Origin of the sequence: Frigoribacterium sp. CFBP9029 (assembly GCF_034045305.1) — a bacterium.
GTDB lineage: Bacteria > Actinomycetota > Actinomycetes > Actinomycetales > Microbacteriaceae > Frigoribacterium.
This window is the reverse complement of sequence record NZ_JAXCWB010000002.1, coordinates 419,817-437,835: the sequence shown is the minus strand read 5'-3', so window position 1 is coordinate 437,835 and position 18,019 is coordinate 419,817. Positions and strand designations below refer to the sequence as shown.

The window sequence follows — 18,019 nt, the reverse complement described above, 5'->3', positions numbered from 1 at the left end:
CCGGTGCGGCGCATCGAGGTGACGCGAAAAGGCGCCTCCGGCCCCCGGAGGCCGCCCTTTGCGTCACCTCGACGCACGGCCCGCCGCGCGACGCCGCAAGGGGCCGCAAGCCCCGCGTCGAGGTGACGCGAAAGGGGCCCTCCGGACCGCGAAGGCCCCTCGACGCGTCACTTCGATGCAGGGCCGCCCGCGAGGTGACGCGAGCCGCGCCTCCTCGGGGCCGCCGATCAGGGGCGTCAGCCGGTCGCGAGCTCCGCGGAGAGCACAGCCTCGACGGCCTCGGCGACGGCCCGGGCCGAACCGGCGAGGTGCCAGCGGCGACCGAGATGCTCGACGATCTCGGTGCTGCCAGCCGCTCCCTCGACGAGGGCGCGCCCGGGCAGCCAGTCCCAGTCGTCGCAGTCGGCCTGCACCCACAGCCCGATCCGCCCGGCTGCCACGTCGGCCAGATCGCAGGTGCCCGAACCGCTGACCCGCACGGTCGCCGACGAGCCGAGGAGGCGCGCCATCACCGCCACGGACCTCTCGTCACCGAGATCCCCCGACTTCACGAACGTGGCCACGCCGCACTCCGCGAGGGGTCGATCGACCATCGGTGCGACACGTCGACCGTTCAGGCGCGTTCCGTCGACGTCGGCCACCCAGGTCTCGTCGAGCGCAGGGCGGTGCACGGCGCCGACCGCGAGCACGCCGTCGACCTCGAGGGCGACCGCGCTGCACCACGACGCCAGACCGGACAGGAAGTTGAACGTGCCGTCGATCGGGTCCGCGACCCAGGCGCGACCGTAGCGCGACTCGGACGCCGCGCCCTCCTCGCCGATCAGCCCGTCGTCGGGCCGCTCGCGCGCCAGGGTCTCGCCGATCAGCTCCTCGGCGGCGCGATCCGCCGCGCTGACCAGGTCGGCGTTCGAGGTCTTGCGCTCGGACGCGACGCCCTCGTCGCGCATCCGGATGGCGAGGTCCGCCGCTCGGCGGACGAGGTGCTCGGCGAGCTCGACGTCGTTCATCGCTCCACCCTAGGGGCCGGTGCGGCGCGTCGAGGTGACGCGAAAGGGCGCCTGCGGCCTCCGCAGGCGGCCGTTTGCGTCACCTCGACGCACGCCCCGCCGCGCGACGCCGCGAGGGGCCGCGCGCCCCGCGTCGAGGTGACGCTAAAGGGGGCCCGGGGGCGCCGCAAGGCCCGCTTCAGGTCACTTCGACGCAGGGCCGACCGCACGGCGCCGCGACGTAACGAGTGCGTTAAGCCTCGGCCCTCGAATCGTGGATACGCCGCGACTGCCTTATCGTTCACCCGAACGATAAACCGGAAGGCCATACCCGTATGACACCGATCGTCCCCGAACACCCGCGCCCGGGCGCAGAATCCCGAGGTCCGAGCCGCCGCACCGTCCTCGCCGGCGCCGCCGGGCTCGCGAGCCTCGCCGGCCTCTTCACCCTCGCCGGCTGCGCCCCCGCCCGCAGCGACCCGACCATCCCCGAGGCCGCCGCCACCGGCACCGCGCAGCGCGGCGGTCGCCTCCGCATCGCGCGCCCCGCGGCCTCCGCCGCCGAGACCCTCGACTCCGCGAGCTCCCTCTCGGCCTACGAGTACCTCGGCGCCCTCTACAACCGCCTCGTCAAGCTCGACGAGCAGGGCGTCACCGTGCCCGACCTCGCCGAGGAGTGGTCGGCCACACCCGACGGCGTCACCTGGACGTTCCGCCTGCGCAGCGGCGTGCGGTTCCACGACGGCCGCCGCTTCACCGCCGCCGACGCGATCTACTCGATCGAGCACATCCTCGACCCCGAGACCGCGTCGCCGCAGGGCGAGGTGCTCGCCGCCATGATCGGCCCCGGCAGCATGAGCGCCCCCGACCCGCTCACCCTCCGCATCGAGCTGCTCACGCCGAACGCCGAGTTCCCCTCGCTGCTGACGGCGTACCAGTGCTACATCATCCCCGAGGGCAGCGCCGACCCGGCCAACGGCCCCACGATCGGCACCACCGGCATCGGCACGGGCCCGTTCCGCCTCAGCGGGTTCGAGCCCGCGGGCACCGGCAGCATCGAGGCGTACGACGACCACTTCGCCGGCCGCCCGGCCCTCGACGGCATCGACTTCTACTCGATCCAGGACACGACGGCCCGCGTCAACGCGCTGCTCGCCGGTCAGATCGACCTCATCTCGCAGACGAACCTCGACTTCGCGACCGCGCAGGTCGTCAGCGCGTCGAGCACCGCCACGGTCGCCCGCTCGGCGAACGCGCAGTGGTACACGATCCCGATGCTGTTCACGAGCGCCGAGTTCAGCGATCCGCTGGTGCGCCAGGCGATGAAGCTCGCCTACGACCCGCAGGCGATCGTCGACACGGCCCTGCAGGGGACCGGCACCGCGGGCTGGGACAACCCCGTGCCTCCCACCCAGGCCGTCTGGCTCGACGAGCAGCGCGAGTACGACCCCGAGAAGGCCCGCGCCCTGCTGAAGAAGGCCGGCCGCGAGGGCTTCCGCACCGACATCCACACCTCGAGCTACGAGTCGGTCTTCACGCCGATGGCCGTCGCCTACCGCGACCAGGTGAAGCAGGCGGGCATCGACCTCGTCGTCAAGAACGCCAGCGCCGACTCGTACTACACGCAGATCTGGATGCAGAAGCCGCTGATGGTCAGCTACTGGTTCACCGGCCGCCCGATCGACCAGCTGCTGAACCAGATCTTCCGCACCGGCTCGTCGTACAACGAGAGCGCCTGGTCGAACCCGACCTTCGACGCCCTGCTCGACGACGCCCGCGCCGAGATGGACGACAGCCGTCGCGCCACCCTCTACCAGGACGCCCAGCGCCTGATCGTCGAGGACAGCGCCGACATGACGCCGATGTTCGGCGACCGCCTCGTCGGCATCGGTCGCGACGTCGTCAACTACCGCGAGTACGGCTTCGAGTTCGACTACCTCCAGATCGGACTGCGCGCATGAGCCCCACCGACACCCCGACCGGATCCGCCGTCGAGGCCGATCTCACGAGCCGAGGAGGCGCGCCCACGACCCCGCGCCCGTCACGTACCGGCAGCCCGGCCCTCAGCACCCTGCTGCTCGTGCTGCGTCGCGTCGGCACCGCGCTGCTCACGGTGCTGCTCGCCTCGTTCCTCGTGTTCTTCGCCGTGCAGGCGCTGCCCGGCGACGTCGCGCAGCAGCTGCTCGGCCAGGACGCCACCCCCGAGGCCGTCGCCGCCCTGCGCGACACGCTCGGCCTCGACCAGAACGTCTGGGCCCGCTACGGCGAGTGGCTGCTCGGCGCGAGTCACGGCGACTTCGGCGTCTCGCTCGTCAGCGGCGCGCCGGTCGGCCCCGATCTGCTGATCGCGTTCCGCAACAGCATGCTGATCGCCGTGCCCGCGATGCTCGTCGGCGTCACGATCTCGCTCACCCTCGGCGTCGTCGCCGGGGTGCGTCGCGGCCGTCCGAGCGATCACGCGATCTCGCTGATCAGCCTGATCGTGATGAGCGTGCCCGAGTTCATGGTCGCGACCATCCTCGTGCTGCTCTTCGCCGTGGCGATCCCGATCTTCCCCGCGGTCGTGCTGCGCGGCGACAGCGCCACCGTCGTCGAGCTGCTGCCGAGCGTCTGGCTGCCCGCGATCGTGCTGACCCTCGCGATGGCCGCGTACATCGTGCGGACCGCGCGGTCGTCGACGATCGACGTCATGGCGTCCGAGTTCGTCACCACCGCCGAGCTGAAGGGCCTCTCGACGCGTCAGGTCGTCTGGCGTCACGCCGTGCCGAGCGCGCTGCTGCCGACCCTGAACGTCGTCGCGCTGAACGTCGCCTGGCTGCTCGGCGGCGTGGTCGTCGTCGAGAACGTCTTCAACTACCCGGGCATGGGCAAGCTCATGCTCGAGTCGGTGTTCAACCGCGATCTGCCCACGATCCAGGCGATCGCGGTCGTCAGCGCCCTGGTCTACGTCGTCTGCAACCTCGCGGCCGATCTCATCGCCCTCGCGCTCGACCCCCGACTCCGCACCCGACGGAAGGCCCGCTCATGAGCACGACGACGACGAACGGAACCGAGGAGGCGCGGGTCGCCTCGACCGGTCGACCCGACGCCCCGAAGACGGTCGGGGCGCGACTGCGCGGTCTCGCGACCGGTCTCAGCAGCAGCATCAGCGCCTCCTCGGCTCTCGGCATCGGTCTGGGGCTCATCGCGCTGCACATCGCGCTGGCCCTGCTCGCCCCGCTGATCGCCGGGCACGACCCCGTCGCGACCGACTCGACCGCGGCTCTCGCCGGTTCGAGCTGGTCGCACTGGCTCGGCACCGACCAGTACGGCCGCGACATCCTCTCGCGCACCCTGCACGGCGGGCAGTACGCGCTGCTCGTGACGTTCCTGGCGACGACGATCGCGGTGAGCATCGGCACGGTGCTCGGCTGCATCACGGCGTACGCCGACAACTGGTTCGACGAGGTCGTCATGCGCATCGTCGACGCGCTGCTCAGCGTGCCGTCGATCCTCGCGCTGCTGGTCGTCGTGACCGTGCTCGACTCGGGGCTCTGGGTCATCGTGCTCGCCGTCACCGTCGTGTACGCGCCGGCCGTGACCCGCGTCGTGCGCGGCGCCGCCCGCACCGTCATCACCCAGGACTACGTCACCGCCGCCCGGGCGCGCGGCGAGGGGTCGCTGAGCATCGTGTTCCGCGAGATCCTGCCGAACGTGCTCGACGTCGTGCTGGTCGAGTTCGCGATGCGCGCGTCGTGGATCGTGCTGCTCATCTCGACCCTGTCGTTCCTGGGGTTCGGCGCCAACCCGCCGACTCCCGACTGGGGGCTGATGGTGCAGGAGAACCGCACCGCCCTCACCGTCGTGCCGATGGGGACGCTCGCCCCCGTCGTCGCCCTCGCCACCCTCGTGATCGGCCTCAACCTCAGCGCCGACGGACTGAGCAAGACGCTCGGCGTCGACCGCGCGCAGAAGGGCGCCACCTCATGACCATCACCAGCCCGAACCCGGGAGGCGCGGCGCCCGTCGCCGACACCGCCTCCGCCCCCGTCGTGGTCGTCGACGACCTCTCGATCTCGTACGCCGCGGGGCGCCGCGAGGTGCCCGTCGTGCGCGGCGTCGGCTTCGAGATCGCCGCCGGTCGCGCTCTCGGACTCGTCGGAGAGAGCGGCAGCGGGAAGTCGACCGTCGCCCGCACTCTGCTGGCGCACCTCCGGCGGGGGTCGCGGATCGTCGGCGGCAGCGTCCGCGTGGCCGGCGACGACGTCTTCGCTCTCGACGAGCGGGCGCGACGCGCGCTCCGGGGCGGCACCGCGGCCCTCGTCGCCCAGAACGCCGGTCAGGCCCTCACCCCGTCGATGCGCGTCGGGCGGCAGCTGCGCGAGGCGCTCGAGAGCCACGGGCTGCCCGGCGGGCACGACCGCGTGCTCGAGCTCGTGCGGCACGTGCGCCTGCCCGACCCCGAGACGATCGTGCGCCGCTACCCCCATCAGCTCTCGGGCGGGCAGCAGCAGCGCATCGCCATCGCGATGGCCGTCGCCGCGCGGCCGCAGCTGCTCGTGCTCGACGAGCCGACCACCGCGCTCGACGTCGTGACGCAGTCGGCCGTGCTCGAGCTGATCCGCGATCTGGCGGTCGAGCTCGACATGGCGATCCTGCTCGTCAGCCACGACCTCGGCGTCGTGTCGAGCATGGCCGACGAGATCGCCGTCATGCGCGACGGCGTGATCGTCGAGCACCGGCCCACGGCCGAGCTGTTCGCCGACCCGCAGCACGAGTACACGCGCGAGCTGCTCGCGAGCATCCCGCGCGTGCACCTCGGCGACGGTGACCGGGCGGGCGAATCGGGACGAGACGCCCGGTCGCTCCGCGGGACGCTGTCGGGCATCGCGCACGCCGCCCACGTGCGGGCCGCGCAGGTGCTCGCCGTCGCGCGGGGCGAGGAGTCCGCCGGCGATCCCGGTGCGCAGGCTGCGCCTCGTGTCGGCAGCACCGAGCCCGTCGTCGCCGCGCGCGACCTCGTCGTGCGGTACGGGCGCGGTCTGCCCGCCGCGGTCGACGGGGTGTCGCTCGAGATCGGCCGCCGCGAGACGCTCGCCGTCGTGGGGGAGTCCGGCAGCGGCAAGTCGACGCTCGCCACCGCGATGGCCGGGCTGATCCCCGCCGAGTCGGGCGCCTTCGCCTTCCGCGGAGCAGCCGGCCTGGAGGGCGACCTCACCCAGCCCGTCGGCCGACGGAGCGCCGATCTGCGACGCGCCGTGCAGCTGATCTTCCAGAACGCCGACACCTCGCTGAACCCCCGCCGCACCGTCGGCGCCGCGATCGCCCGCCCGCTCAAGCTGTTCACCGGCAGCAGCTCGCCCGACCGCGTCGCCGAGCTGCTCGTCGAGGTCGGTCTCACGCCCGACTTCGCCACCCGCCTGCCGGCCCAGCTCTCGGGCGGCCAGCGTCAGCGCGTCGGCATCGCCCGGGCGCTCGCCGCGGGCCCCGAGCTGATCATCGCCGACGAGATCACGACCGCCCTCGACGTGCGCGTGCAGGCCGGCGTGCTCGAGCTGCTGACGCGACTCCGCGACGAGAAGGGGCTCAGCTGCCTCTTCATCAGCCACGACCTCGCCGTCGTGCGCGGGGTCGCCGACCGCGTCGCCGTGATGACCGGCGGACGCATCGTCGAGGTCGGCCCGGCCGACCGCGTCTTCGGCGGCCCCAACCACCCCTACACCCGCACCCTGCTCGACGCCACCCTCGACCCCGGCACCACCGAGCTGCCCGGGGTCGGCGACGGCCGCGCCCTCTGGCGCGACGCCGACGGCTGGACCGACCACGGCGGCGGGCACCACGTCAAGAACTGGGAGGCACAGTGAGCATCACCCACCCGAACGACGACCGCCTGCGCGACGAGACCTCGCACGAGCGGGCCTCGCACGAGCGCGCCTCGCACGAGCGCAGCTCGTACGACAGGGCCCTGGACGAGGAGGCGCAGGCCGGCCTCGCGACGGAGGCTCACCTCGAGCGCAGCGCGAGCCGCCGCGAGCAGACCCGCGAGGGCGGGCGGCCGTCCGACGGGACCGGTCTGTGAGCGGCGACCAGCGCCTCCTCGGCGACCCGCGCCTCCTGCACGAGATCGACGTGCGCGACGAGTGGGTGCCGCTGCCCGACGGGACGCGACTGCACGCGCGCATCTGGGCCCCGCGCGTCGAGCACCCGGTGCCCGTGCTGCTCGAGTACCTGCCGTACCGGCTCGACGACTGGACGGCTCCGCGCGACAGCGAACGGCACCCCTGGTACGCCGCCCGTGGGTACGCGTCGGTGCGCGTCGACATCCGCGGCACGGGCTCGAGCGACGGGCTGTTCGACGACGAGTACTCCGAGCAGGAGCTCGCCGACGGCATCGCCCTGATCGAGTGGCTCGCCGCGCAGCCCTGGTCGACGGGGGCGGTCGGCGCATTCGGCATCTCGTGGGGCGGGTTCAACGCCCTGCAGCTCGCCGGCCGCGCCCCGGCCGCGCTCAAGGCGATCGTCACCGTCTGCTCGACCGACGACCGCTACGACAACGACGTGCACTACATGGGCGGCGCCGTGCTCGGCATCGACATGGCCGCATGGGGCGGCACCATGTTCGCGTTCAACTCCCGCCCGCCGCGCCCCGAGGTCGTCGGAGCCGACTGGGTCGCCCGCTGGCGCGAGCGCCTCGAGCACAACCGCCCCATGACCCCGGTCTGGCTCTCGCACCAGGAGCGCGACGACTACTGGCGGCACGGCAGCGTCTGCGAGGACTACTCGTCGATCACGGCGGCCGTCCTCGCCGTCGGCGGCTGGGCCGACCCGTACCGCGACGCCGTGCTGCGCCTCGTCTCCGAGCTCGACGCACCGGTCAAGGGCATCATCGGGCCCTGGTCGCACCAGTACCCCGACCGCGGGCTCGCCCCCGGCCCGGGCATCGGATTCTTGCAGGAGACCCTGCGCTGGTGGGACCGCTGGTTGCTCGACGAGCCGAACGGCGTCGACGACGAGCCGGCCCTGCGCGCCTGGATCAACGACTCCGAGCCGCCCGCGACGTACTACGCCGAGCGGACCGGACGCTGGGTCGGCGCCGAAGGCTGGCCGTCCATCGCCACCCGGGCCCGCGTCGAGCCGCTCGAGCTCCTGACCGGCGGCGAGCACGGACCCGTCGTCGTGCGCTCGCCGCAGAGCACCGGGCTCGACGCCGGGCGGTTCTTCCCGTTCGGCAACGCCACCGACCTGCCGCCCGACCAGCGCGCGGAGGACGGCCGGTCGGTGTGCTTCGACCTCGACGTGGGGGCGTCTGCGGACGGGGCCGGCGGGGCCGGTGCGCCGCTGGACGTGCTCGGCAGCGTCGTCGTCGACCTCGCGATCATGAGCGACCGGCCCGACGCGAACGTCATCGTGCGCCTCTGCGACGTCGCGCCCGACGGCAGCTCGACGCTCGTCACCCGCGGAGTCCTCAACCTTAACAAGCGGAACGGCCGGCACCGCGACGACCCGATGGAGGTGCGGGTCGAGCAGACCGTGCGCGTCCCGCTGGTCTCGACCGGGCACTCCTTCCCGGCCGGCCACCGCCTCCGGATCGCCGTGTCGTCGGCCTACTGGCCGTGGATCTGGCCGCACTCCGACGAGGCCACGCTCACCATCGACCCCCAGCGCAGCGCCGTGACGCTGCCGGTGTGGACGCGGGCGGGCGACGACGGGGTGCGCTTCGACGAGCCGACCCGCGCGACGCCGCTCGCCGTGCGGGCCCTGCCGCCCGCGTCGGATCTGCCGCAGCGCAGCGTGACGCACGACGTCGGCACCGGCGAGTGGGTGCTCGACGTCGACCCCGGCTACGGCGGCGGACGCGAGTACCCCGACGGGCTCGTCTTCACCGAAGACAGCCGCGAGACCTATCGCATCGTCGACGGCGACCCGATGTCGGCCTCGGCGGAGTCGCGCTGGGCGATCGGACTCGAGAAGCCCGACTGGCGGGCCTGGCTCGAGACGACGTCGCACGTCTCGGCCACCCACGACGACTTCGTGATCGTCAACACGGTGCGGGCGTGGGCGCGCGACGGCGGGCCGTCGACGGAAGCGGTGCTCGTCGCCGACCGGCGGTTCGAGGACGTCGTGCCGCGGACGTCCGCGTGATGTCGGCGGAGGGTGTCGCGGCAGCGGGCGCCGTCGGCGGCGGGGCGCGTCGCAAGCCCGCCGAGCGACGGGCGCAAATCGTCGAAGCGGCGCGCGGTGTGATCCTCCGCGAGGGGCTCGGTGCGACCCGGCTGCGCGACATCGCGGGGGAGGCGGGGGTGTCTGTCGGCACCGTCACCTATCACTTCGAGAGCGTCGCGCAGATCCTCAACGAGGTCGTCGTGCTCGAGACGGCGCGGTTCTACTCGTCGATCATCGAGGCGGTCGACGCCGAGCCCGACCCCGTCGCCGGGGTGCGGATGCTGATCGAGCCCCTGTTCGCCGCGACCGACGCGAGCGACGAGCACTGGCGTCTGTGGTCGGACTACTGGACGGCGGTCGCCCGCAAGCCCGCGGTGGCCGAGGAATACGTCGAGCGGATCCGCGTGTGGGAGGCCTGCCTGACGCGCACGCTGCGTCGTGGGGCCGGCGGGGTGTTCCCGTCGCTCGCGGTCGGCGACGCGTCGGAGCTGGCGCTCAAGCTCGCGGCCTACAGCGACGGTGTGGCGACGCAGCTCGCTCAGAAGGCGCCGGGGCTGACCTCGGAGCTCGCGCTGGAGTGGATGTGGGTGTTCGTCGAGCACGAGACCGGCGCCCGCTGCGCCTGAACGACGAACCGCGAGGCGGAAGAGAGCCGGCGTGATCGCGGCGTCTCGTCCACCTCGCGGTGCGTGATGCGGTGGGGCTGCCTACTTGAGGTCGCCGTCCTTGGCCTTCTCGGTCTGCAGACGGTCTTCGCTCATCGCCTTGTCCTTCTGGCCCTGCGCGGTGAGCTCGGCGTCGTCGGTCTTCTTGCCGACGGCCTCCTCGACGTGACCGGCTGCCTTCTGGACGAAATCTTTTGCCTTGTCTCCAACGGACATGTTGTCCCCTTCGGTCTCTCGCCGGAGAGTCCCGGCTGACGTGGACGGTAGGCCGAAGCCGGGTGCCGGGACGGCCTCCGGGCGAGTTCCCAGCCGCTGCACGGGAGGGGTGCAGGCACGGCTCGGCGCCGCCGGACGGCGGCGCCGAGGTCAGGCGAGCGCGGCGGGGTCGAGGCCGTGGCGTTCGACCTCCATCGCCTGGCGGATCGTCAGCGGGTAGATGCGCGACAGCTCGGGATGCGCGGGGTCGCTCGAGATGTACGCCACGCTCTCGACGTGCTGCTCGAACGCGTTCACCTTGTCGCGGGGCGCACCCACGACGAGCTGGAACCCGAGCGACGTCAGCGCCGCGAGCGACCGCCCGGTGTACTCGTCGTCGGCCTTGACGAACCCCTCGTCGAGCACGATCGGCGCGTAGGTCGGCACCCGGTCGGTGCCGTCGCCGAGCCGGAAGCGGAGGGCCGCGCCGAGCACGAACGCGATCAGCTCCTGCCCCTCGCCGCCCGACTTGCCGGCCACGCCCTCGTGCACGATCTGCGTACCGTCGACCCGGGTCTCGATGGCGCGGAACTGGTAGTGCTCGCGCGCGTCGAGCACGCGGCGGCGCCAGGCGTCGCCGATCTTCGAGCGCTCCTCGAGGTGCGCGAGGTCGCGTCGGAGGGTGACGAACCGCCGCTCGATCTCGGCCGCGTCGCGGGGAGCACCCGCCCGATCGCCGATGTGCGTGCGCAGCGTCCGCTTGAACTCGACGAGGTCGCTGTTCGACACGGGCTTCGGCTCGATGTCGAGCGTCGACCCCTGACGGAACTCGATCGCCCGGAGCGCCTGCGAGATGGGCCGCACGCCGCGACGGATGACGTGGCCGTCCTCCTCGATCTGCACGAGCAGCGCGCGCAGGCTGTCGCCCATGTCGGCGCCGGCCTTGGCGAGCCAGTCCTCCTTGGCGTTCGGCAGGGCGTCGTCGACGAGCGTGCGGTGGATCGCCCTGACCGCGTCCAGGCTGTCGATCGAGGCGTCGATCCCGGCCGTGCGGTCGAGCTCGAGGTACCGCTCGAAGATCAGCACGAGGGTGTTCTCGGCCTGAGTGCGTTCGCGGTCGTGGCCGTCGATCTGCCCGCGCAGCAGCGACAGCGCCTCGCGGTGCGACCGCTCGACGTCGGCCACCTCGCGCGGCGCGGCGAACGGCAGCGGTGCGAGCAGGGCGCGCTCGTGGTCGGTCAGCGGGTCGGCCCCGGTCAGGGCGTCGCTGAAGGCGTCCTCGATGTCGACGAGGGTCGAGTGCTCCGCCTCGAGTCGCGCGAGCTCGTGGTCGAGCTCGGCCAGACGACGCGTCGCCGCCGAGCGCTCGTCGTCGTGACGGCGCGCGTCGGCCTGCAGCGTGGCGAGCTCGGGCCGCTCGTCGGCGAGCCGGTCGAGCTGACCCTGCAGGTCGTCGAGTCGCGCCTGCGCCGGCGCGGTGTCGATGTCCGCCCACGAGAACTCGGTCGACCGCGCGACGGCGTCGAGCACCCGGCGTCGCGCCGACGACTCGGCCTCGGCGGTGTCCCACGCGGCGCGCGCGACGGTGAGGTCGCGTTCGAGCGACGCGATCTCGTCGGCGAGCTCGGCGACGCGGGAGCCGTTGTCGAGGCCGATCCACGAGCGCGAACGGCGGTCGTCCTTCACGACGCGGCCTCGCGAGCCCGTGCGGAGACCGGCACGCGTCACGGCGCCCCGCGCCCCGGCGGGCAGTGCGCCGTCGAGGTCGTCGGGCCCCTCGACGCAGAGCACGCTGCGCTCGGCGACGATCTCGTCGAACAGCCAGCCGAAGAACGGGCTGCCCTCGTCGAACTGCAGCATCGCGGGCACGGTGCGCGGCACGGCGTCGTGCTCGGGCTCGACGCCGGTCGCCGCGGGCACCAGCGTGATGCGGCCCCGCATGTCGTGGTCGTTGACGAAGCGGCGCACGGCGTCGAACTGCGCGCGGTCGACCAGGAGGTGCGTGGCCAGGTCGCCGACGACCCGCTCGATCGCGACCGTCCAGTCGGTGTGCGCGGCGGCGACCTCGAACAGCTCGCCGGCGTAGGGCAGACCCGCGACGGGGATCCCGGTGCCCTCGGCGATGCGCAGTCGGCGTTCGGCCGCATCGTCGGGCACGTTGCTGCCGCGCAGCTCGAACGAGCGGCGCTGCGCCTCGCGGGCCGACAGTGCGCGCTTGGTCTCGCCGATGCGGGCGGCGAGCTCGCCGCGCACATCGTCGGCGGCGGCGCGGGCGGCAGCGTCCTCGTCGGCGAGTCGCTCGGCGCGCTGCCGCAGCGCGACGAGCTGCTTCTCGGAGGTGGGCACGGACTCGCCCGTGCCGTCGAGGGCCGTCGCGAAGCGCCGCCGCTCGCGCTGGACGACGGCGAGGTCGCGCTCGGCGGTCGCCACGAGCTGTCGGAGCGACTGGGAGGGGTCGCCGCCGAGATCGCCGATGCGGGCCAGAGCCTGCTCACGGGCACGGAACGCGGCGGTGTCGTCGTCGGCCGCGCGCCTCCTCGCCTCGGACAGGGCGCGCTTCTCGGTCGTGACCCGGTCGACCTCACCGCTGACCCAGCTGCCGACCTTCTCGGCCAGCCAGACGCGCAGTCGGCTCGGGCCGTGGCTCTCGTCGATCAGGCGGCGCTTCTCGGTCGCGTCGTGGCCGGCGATCTCGTAGCGGTCCGCCAGCGCGGGCACCGGCTCGAGCACTCCGAGCTTCTTGCGCGTCGTCTCGAACACGTCGTAGAGCGCCGAGGCCTCGCGGTACGTGCCGAGCGTGGTCTCCCAGCGCGAGAGCGCCTTGGGCTGCGTGAGCACGAACGACTTGAACAGCTCGTCGATCGAGAAGACGCCCTTCGACGCCTGCGCACGGCGCAGCAGCGTCAGCGCCTTCAGCTGCGACTCGTCGCTGCCGCCGATCCCGAGCTCGCCGCACAGCTGCACGCGGAACTCGGGCTGCGAGTACGTGACGAGATCGCGGACGGGGTCGAGGAGGCGCGCGAGGGAGCCCTTCGTCAGCGGACTCGAGCTGCTCGCATCGCGCTTGACCTCGGTCAGCCGGCTCAGATCGAAGGGCCCGCGGACGAGCAGGTAGACGCTGGCCTGCGTCACGTCGTCCTGGCTGGAGGTGTCGGTGCCGATCCAGGCGAGACGCACCGCCGTGACGGTCTGCCCGAGCTCGGTCGCGTACGTGATGGCGGCGCCGCTCGCGAACGCCTCGCCCAGCGGACGGAGGAACCGCGTCGTCGTGCGATCGGACGCCGCGTCGCGGACCTCGTCGGTCTTGCCGCGCGCGTAGCTGTAGACGGTGCGCTCGGAGCGCTGGCGGCTGTCGTCGCGCGCGGCCCGGTTGAACTCCTGCGGGTTCGGCATGATCACCGCGGCCATCGCGTCGAGCACCGTCGACTTGCCGCGCCCGGTCGGCCCGAGGATCGCGATGCCGCCGCGCCCCACCGGCATGCGGTGCAGCCCCGAGTAGCTGCCCCAGTTCAGCAGCTGCACCTGCTCGATGCGGTACTGACCCGAGTGGAACATGCCGAGGTCGGGTGCGTCGGCGTCGTCCGCCGTGCCCGTCGCGGCGGCGATGCCGGCGGTGCCGGGAGCGTCGGCGGCGTCGGGAGCCGAGGAGGCGGTGGTCGCGTCGGCGGGGATCATGCCTGGTCTGCTTCCGGGTCGAGGGGGAGATCGAGGGCGACGGCGGTCGGGTCGGGTCGGGGCTCGGCGGCCTGATCGGGGTCGGCCTCGGCGTCCGCGTCGAGGTCGGAGTCGTCGTCGCCGTCGCCGTCTGGCTCCGAGTCGTCGTCGACCGGTCCGTCGTCGTCGGCTCCCGCCTCCTCCACGGCGTCGAGCGCGCTCGCGTCGGCGGGCGCATCGGCCCCCGCCGCCTCGAGGAACACGCGCTCGAGGTGAGCCAGCTGCTCGGCCGTGATCAGCGGCACGATCGCGGGGGCGACGACGAAGAGGGCGGGGTCGTCGGGCTCCGGTTCGAGGAGGTCGCGCGACACCATGGCGGCGAGGGCCGCGTCGACGCGGCGCATCGAGCGGATCTCGTCGTGCGCGGTGTCGTCGTGGTACCGGCCGAGGAACTCCGCGACCTGATCGCGCGACACCACGACCGATTCGTCGTGCGCGTCGCTGAACGCGTGCTCGCGCCGCAGGAAGACCATCAGCAGCGACGCGTCGCGCGACAGCGGCTTCTCGCGTCGCAGCAGGATGGGCACGTCGTCCTGGCCGCTCTGCCGCTTGAACGCGACCTCGTACTCGTGGTCGACGACCAGCACGAGGAACATCTCGTCGAGCCGGGCCCGGATCTCGGGCTCGTACGCGAGCAGCGCGGCCCACGCCTCGCCCTGCCGGGCCCGCGACATGAAGCGGTGGGTCAGCAGCGTGACCAGCGCCTTGCGACCGGCCAGCGGCAGCTCGTCGCGGAGCCCGCTCGACGGGTCGGTAGCAGCGCCGGCCGCATCCGTCGTGCCGTCCGGGTCGGCGCCGTCCGGATCGATGCTGTCGAGGACGGTGCTGTCGAGAACGGTGCCGACTGCCTCGGTGCTGACGTCGTCGATCGGGTCGGGGGTCATACGGTGTCTCTCTCGGGCTGCGGGGTCGGGGCGGAGGCGTCGTCGCCGGGGGCGGGGGCGTCGTCGCCCGGTGCGGGCTGTCGGCGGAAGACGAGCCGGGGGAGGACGACGCGACGACCCGCGCCTCCTCGACCCGCGCCTCCTGGGCTCGTGTCTCCGGCGCTGCCGCCCCCTGGGCCGGCCGGTTCGTCGGCGGTCAGGGTGACGGTCTCGGTGGTCTCGTCGACCACGCCGCGGTCGATGGCGAGGTCGAGCATGCTCAGCACGAGGCCGAGCCGGCGGAACTCGGGGTCGGTGGCCTCGTACAGCTCGGCGCTCGTGACGGTGTCGTGCTCGTCGAGCAGGCGGTCGAGGGTGGCCGCGACGGCCGCGGTGCTCGTGCCCGAGCTGATGCGGAGCGCGGCGCGGTCGGCGGCGGGCAGCGTGGCGTCGCCCTCGGTCACCTGCACGTCGACGGTCGGGCGGCCCCGGTCGCTGTGCAGCTGCGCCTGACTGATGTCGACGACGTCGAGCGCGCCGAGTCCGAGCACGTCGACGGGCAGCACGGCCGGGCCCGGTCGTCGCTCGGCCCAGACGCCGCCGGCGTGCAGCGCACGTTCGGCGAGGGTGAGGAGGCGCTGGTGACGCTCGGTCGACGAGCGGCTGAGGAACCGGCGGAGCGACGACGTCCAGCGCCCGTAGGTCTCTTGCACCGACTGCTCTTCCGCGAGCAGCGACGAGATCAGCGACTCGAGCTGCGTCCGCTGCCGATCGGTCAGATGCTCGGCCGCGGCGGGGTGATCGAGGATGAGCTCGATGTCGGCGCGCATCACGTCGATCTCCCGCGACGACAGCATCTGCGCGAAACCGCGGTAGGCCCGGCCCTCGGGGGTCTGCTCGAGCAGATCGTTCTCACGGAGGTACTGCTCGACGAGCGCGCCCTTGCCGACGTGCTCGACCGTCGCCCGGCGCGCGACCTCGCGGTGCCGCTGCTCGACCATGCTGCTCAGCTGCCGGAAGTCCTCGGGCAGCGACGCCGTCAGCCGCACCACCTCGCGCACCTGCCGCTTGAGGACGTCGGGGCTGACCGGCTCGGTGCCGTGCTGCTCGATGCGATCGCGGCGACGCTGCAGCTCGGCGATCTGCTCGTCGATCCGAGCGGTCTGCGCCTCGCGGCTCGGGTCGGCGAGACCGGCGAGCTGACCGACGGCGTGGGCGATGCTGCCGAGTCTCGCCTCGCTCACCGCGTTGTCCTGCTCGACCAGCTCGCGCACGATCCGCAGCGCCTTGAGCGCGTGGGGCGAGAGCCGGTACTGCGCGCGAGCCTCGCCGCGCGGGGGCGGGCTCGAGGCGCGCGTCGGGGCCGACCCCACCGCCGCGCCGCTCGGGTGCGCGGCGCCGAGCGCGCCCCAACCGTCGGCCGCGGGGGAGGTGCCGGTCGTCGTGCTGCTCGGGCCGCCGTCGCGGGCGTCGCCGTGGCGTGCCCCGCCATCGTCCGCCGAGGAGGCGCGGGTGCGGATCAGCCACCGGCTGTCGACCCAGGTCCGGCAGTAGTCGGCCGGGGTGGTGCGGGTCTCGGGGACGGTCGCCGGCCCGGGGTCGTCGACCCGCGCCTCCTCGGCTCCGGCCCGGACGGGCGCGGTCTGGTCGGGTGCGGTCTGGTCGAGCGCGTTCAGCTCGAGGGCCTGCGCGACCTGCTGGTGGAACCAATCGGCCGAGACGGGCCCCTCGGCGTGCTCGAGGTGACGGGAGAAGAGCGGGAGCATCCAGCGGCTGTTGTAGCTGCGGAGCAGGGCCCACGTGGGGTCGTCCTCGTGCGCGACGCGCACGTCGTCACGGCTCAGGGCGTCGTCGGGCCCTGACGATTCGTTCACCAAGCGGACCTCCGGCAGTCGTCGGACGAGGATACCAACTGGCGCGTTCCGCCCTGCGACGGAAGCGCCGACGGTGGTCCGGGGCCAGACTGAGCGGATGCGGAGCGGTCTGAGACGATGCGTCGCGGGGTCCGTCGTCGCGGCGGTCGTCCTCGCCGGGGCCGGGTGCGCCGACTCCGCCGAACTGGGCCAGCGCTTCGAGTCGTCGATGGCGGGCGTCGACGGCATCGTCGAGATCGAGACCGGCGGCATCGACTACCCCCTGGGCAGTGCCACGGCCCAGGCCACGGTCGTGGTCGAGAGCGATCTCGGCGACGACGACCTCGCCGCCGTGGCCGAGCGGATCAGGCCGTTCGTGGCCCGCGAGGTCGGCGACGAGTGGCAGTACGTCGACGTGCGCCGGGGCGCCGTCACCTTCGAGGTGCTGGCCGACGAGGCCGACACGGCGGCCCAGCTCGACCTCGCCCGCCGGGTCGCCGACGACTCGGTCTTCGCCGAGGCGTCCCTCGGCACGCACGAGTTCGGTGCGACGACGAGCGACTCGGAAGCGCCGCGGCGGGGGTTCGGGATCACGGTGATCCCCTCGGCGTCGTCGGACGTCCTCACGGCGTGGCAGCGGGCGCGCTCTCTCCAGGATGCGGAACCGCAGCTGGCCGAGGTCGACGTGTCCGCCTGGAGCCAGGACTCGCGCCGGTTCATCACCGAGAACGTCAGCGGGTTCCCCTCGGCGCTCGACGACCCCGCGACGTCCGACGTCGTCCTCGACGCCGCCGAGCAGGCGGATCTGCTCGCCGCGGTGGGGGACGACGACCTCGGTGCGGGGCGGGTCCTCGTCCTGCCGGAGGGCATCAGGGTCGACCTGAAGCAGCCGACCGTCACAGGGCAGCAGCCACCGGACGAGGTGGCCGAGGCCTCCGGCCGTGCCGAGCGGATCGCGAGCGCCCTCGCGGCGACGTCCGGCGTCTCGGGCACGACCATCGCCACCGTCTCGTCGCCCGACGAGTCGCGCGAGGTGGACGGCGACCTTTCCGACGCAGAGTCGGTCGTGGACGCCGTCGACTCCGACGCGGTGACCTACTCGGCCATCAGCGCCCGGTCCGTCGAGGTGCGGACGGTGCGGCCCGATCAGGTCGTGCCCGCCCTGCGGGCCATCGGCGGGTCGGCGGACCTGTCGCGTCTGGATGTCGTCCGCGTCTCGCCTGACCGGTCGGACCCCCGCGGCCTCGCGTTCTCGAGCGACCCCGCGACCCTCGAGGTGCTCGTCTCCGTCGCGGACGCGGTGACGGCCTCACCCGGGATCGAGGGCGTGTCCGTCGCGAGCACGGAGGCGAGGGTGGACGTCGTGCTGGGCGACGCCGTGACCGAGGGGTCGCTCGACGACGTGGTCGCCGCGGTGCAGGCGGCGCCGCGCGGCACCGTCGTGGCGTTCCGTCGCGACGTCCGGGAGCCGGTCGACCTCGCCGTCGAGACGGTCGGCGAGGAGGCCGTGGCCGACTGCTCCGCGCTCGAGACCGACGATCAGCGCCTCTGCGAGGTGGTGCGCGCGGCCTGGGCGGAGTAGCCCCGCGTCGGGTCGTCCG

Annotated in this window: 13 protein-coding genes; 8 read left to right on the top strand and 5 right to left on the bottom strand. The window is 73.3% G+C overall.

Translation table 11 applies throughout. From position 1 onward, the window contains the following. Positions 1 to 236: 236 nt before the first annotated feature. On the bottom strand, positions 237 to 1,007 hold the full coding sequence (locus SOM11_RS04505; RefSeq protein ID WP_320477301.1) for an inositol monophosphatase family protein: 771 nt from the start codon (positions 1,005 to 1,007) through the stop codon (positions 237 to 239). Between the two features lie 314 nt (positions 1,008 to 1,321). Between SOM11_RS04505 and SOM11_RS04500 the strand changes: the two genes are divergently transcribed. The 7 genes from SOM11_RS04500 to SOM11_RS04470 are packed head-to-tail and all read left to right on the top strand — an operon-like array spanning position 1,322 to position 9,754. Continuing rightward, on the top strand, positions 1,322 to 2,947 hold the full coding sequence (locus SOM11_RS04500) for an ABC transporter substrate-binding protein (RefSeq protein WP_192060527.1): 1,626 nt from the start codon (positions 1,322 to 1,324) through the stop codon (positions 2,945 to 2,947). Beyond that, positions 2,944 to 4,014: an ABC transporter permease gene (locus tag SOM11_RS04495; protein WP_320477300.1), complete on the top strand. Its 1,071-nt coding sequence runs from the start codon at positions 2,944 to 2,946 to the stop codon at positions 4,012 to 4,014. Before SOM11_RS04500 ends, SOM11_RS04495 begins: the two co-directional genes overlap by 4 nt. Continuing rightward, positions 4,011 to 4,955: an ABC transporter permease gene (locus tag SOM11_RS04490; protein ID WP_320477299.1), complete on the top strand. Its 945-nt coding sequence runs from the start codon at positions 4,011 to 4,013 to the stop codon at positions 4,953 to 4,955. Before SOM11_RS04495 ends, SOM11_RS04490 begins: the two co-directional genes overlap by 4 nt. Next, positions 4,952 to 6,829: an ABC transporter ATP-binding protein gene (locus SOM11_RS04485; protein ID WP_320477298.1), complete on the top strand. Its 1,878-nt coding sequence runs from the start codon at positions 4,952 to 4,954 to the stop codon at positions 6,827 to 6,829. Before SOM11_RS04490 ends, SOM11_RS04485 begins: the two co-directional genes overlap by 4 nt. After that, positions 6,826 to 7,044, top strand: a complete 219-nt coding sequence (locus SOM11_RS04480; RefSeq protein ID WP_320477297.1) for a hypothetical protein — start codon at positions 6,826 to 6,828, stop codon at positions 7,042 to 7,044. The genes SOM11_RS04485 and SOM11_RS04480 overlap by 4 nt, the downstream gene beginning before the upstream one ends. Beyond that, positions 7,041 to 9,107 carry a CocE/NonD family hydrolase gene (locus SOM11_RS04475; RefSeq protein ID WP_320477296.1) on the top strand — a complete coding sequence of 689 codons (2,067 nt, stop codon included), beginning with the start codon at positions 7,041 to 7,043 and terminating at the stop codon, positions 9,105 to 9,107. Before SOM11_RS04480 ends, SOM11_RS04475 begins: the two co-directional genes overlap by 4 nt. Continuing rightward, positions 9,107 to 9,754 carry a TetR/AcrR family transcriptional regulator gene (locus SOM11_RS04470; RefSeq protein ID WP_320477353.1) on the top strand — a complete coding sequence of 216 codons (648 nt, stop codon included), beginning with the start codon at positions 9,107 to 9,109 and terminating at the stop codon, positions 9,752 to 9,754. The genes SOM11_RS04475 and SOM11_RS04470 overlap by 1 nt, the downstream gene beginning before the upstream one ends. Positions 9,755 to 9,835: 81 nt before the next feature. On the opposite strand, the gene SOM11_RS04465 is transcribed toward SOM11_RS04470, so the two are convergent. The 4 genes from SOM11_RS04465 to SOM11_RS04450 all read right to left on the bottom strand — a co-directional run bounded on the left by SOM11_RS04465 (position 9,836) and on the right by SOM11_RS04450 (position 16,439). After that, positions 9,836 to 10,009 (bottom strand): CsbD family protein, encoded by a 174-nt coding sequence (locus SOM11_RS04465; protein WP_156463343.1) that lies wholly within the window; start codon positions 10,007 to 10,009, stop codon positions 9,836 to 9,838. Between the two features lie 150 nt (positions 10,010 to 10,159). After that, positions 10,160 to 13,663 carry an ATP-binding protein gene (locus SOM11_RS04460; protein WP_320477295.1) on the bottom strand — a complete coding sequence of 1,168 codons (3,504 nt, stop codon included), beginning with the start codon at positions 13,661 to 13,663 and terminating at the stop codon, positions 10,160 to 10,162. After that, a complete protein-coding gene (locus tag SOM11_RS04455) occupies positions 13,660 to 14,586 on the bottom strand; it encodes a DUF4194 domain-containing protein (protein WP_320477294.1) in 927 nt (308 codons plus the stop codon). The genes SOM11_RS04460 and SOM11_RS04455 overlap by 4 nt, the downstream gene beginning before the upstream one ends. Beyond that, the gene (locus SOM11_RS04450; protein WP_320477293.1) at positions 14,583 to 16,439 is read right to left on the bottom strand and encodes a DUF3375 family protein; all 1,857 of its coding nucleotides are present in this window, start codon (positions 16,437 to 16,439) and stop codon (positions 14,583 to 14,585) included. The genes SOM11_RS04455 and SOM11_RS04450 overlap by 4 nt, the downstream gene beginning before the upstream one ends. A 97-nt stretch (positions 16,440 to 16,536) precedes the next feature. Here SOM11_RS04450 and SOM11_RS04445 point away from each other — a divergent pair, with 97 nt between their 5' ends. Further along, positions 16,537 to 18,000: a hypothetical protein gene (locus tag SOM11_RS04445; RefSeq protein WP_320477292.1), complete on the top strand. Its 1,464-nt coding sequence runs from the start codon at positions 16,537 to 16,539 to the stop codon at positions 17,998 to 18,000. Positions 18,001 to 18,019: the final 19 nt, after the last annotated feature.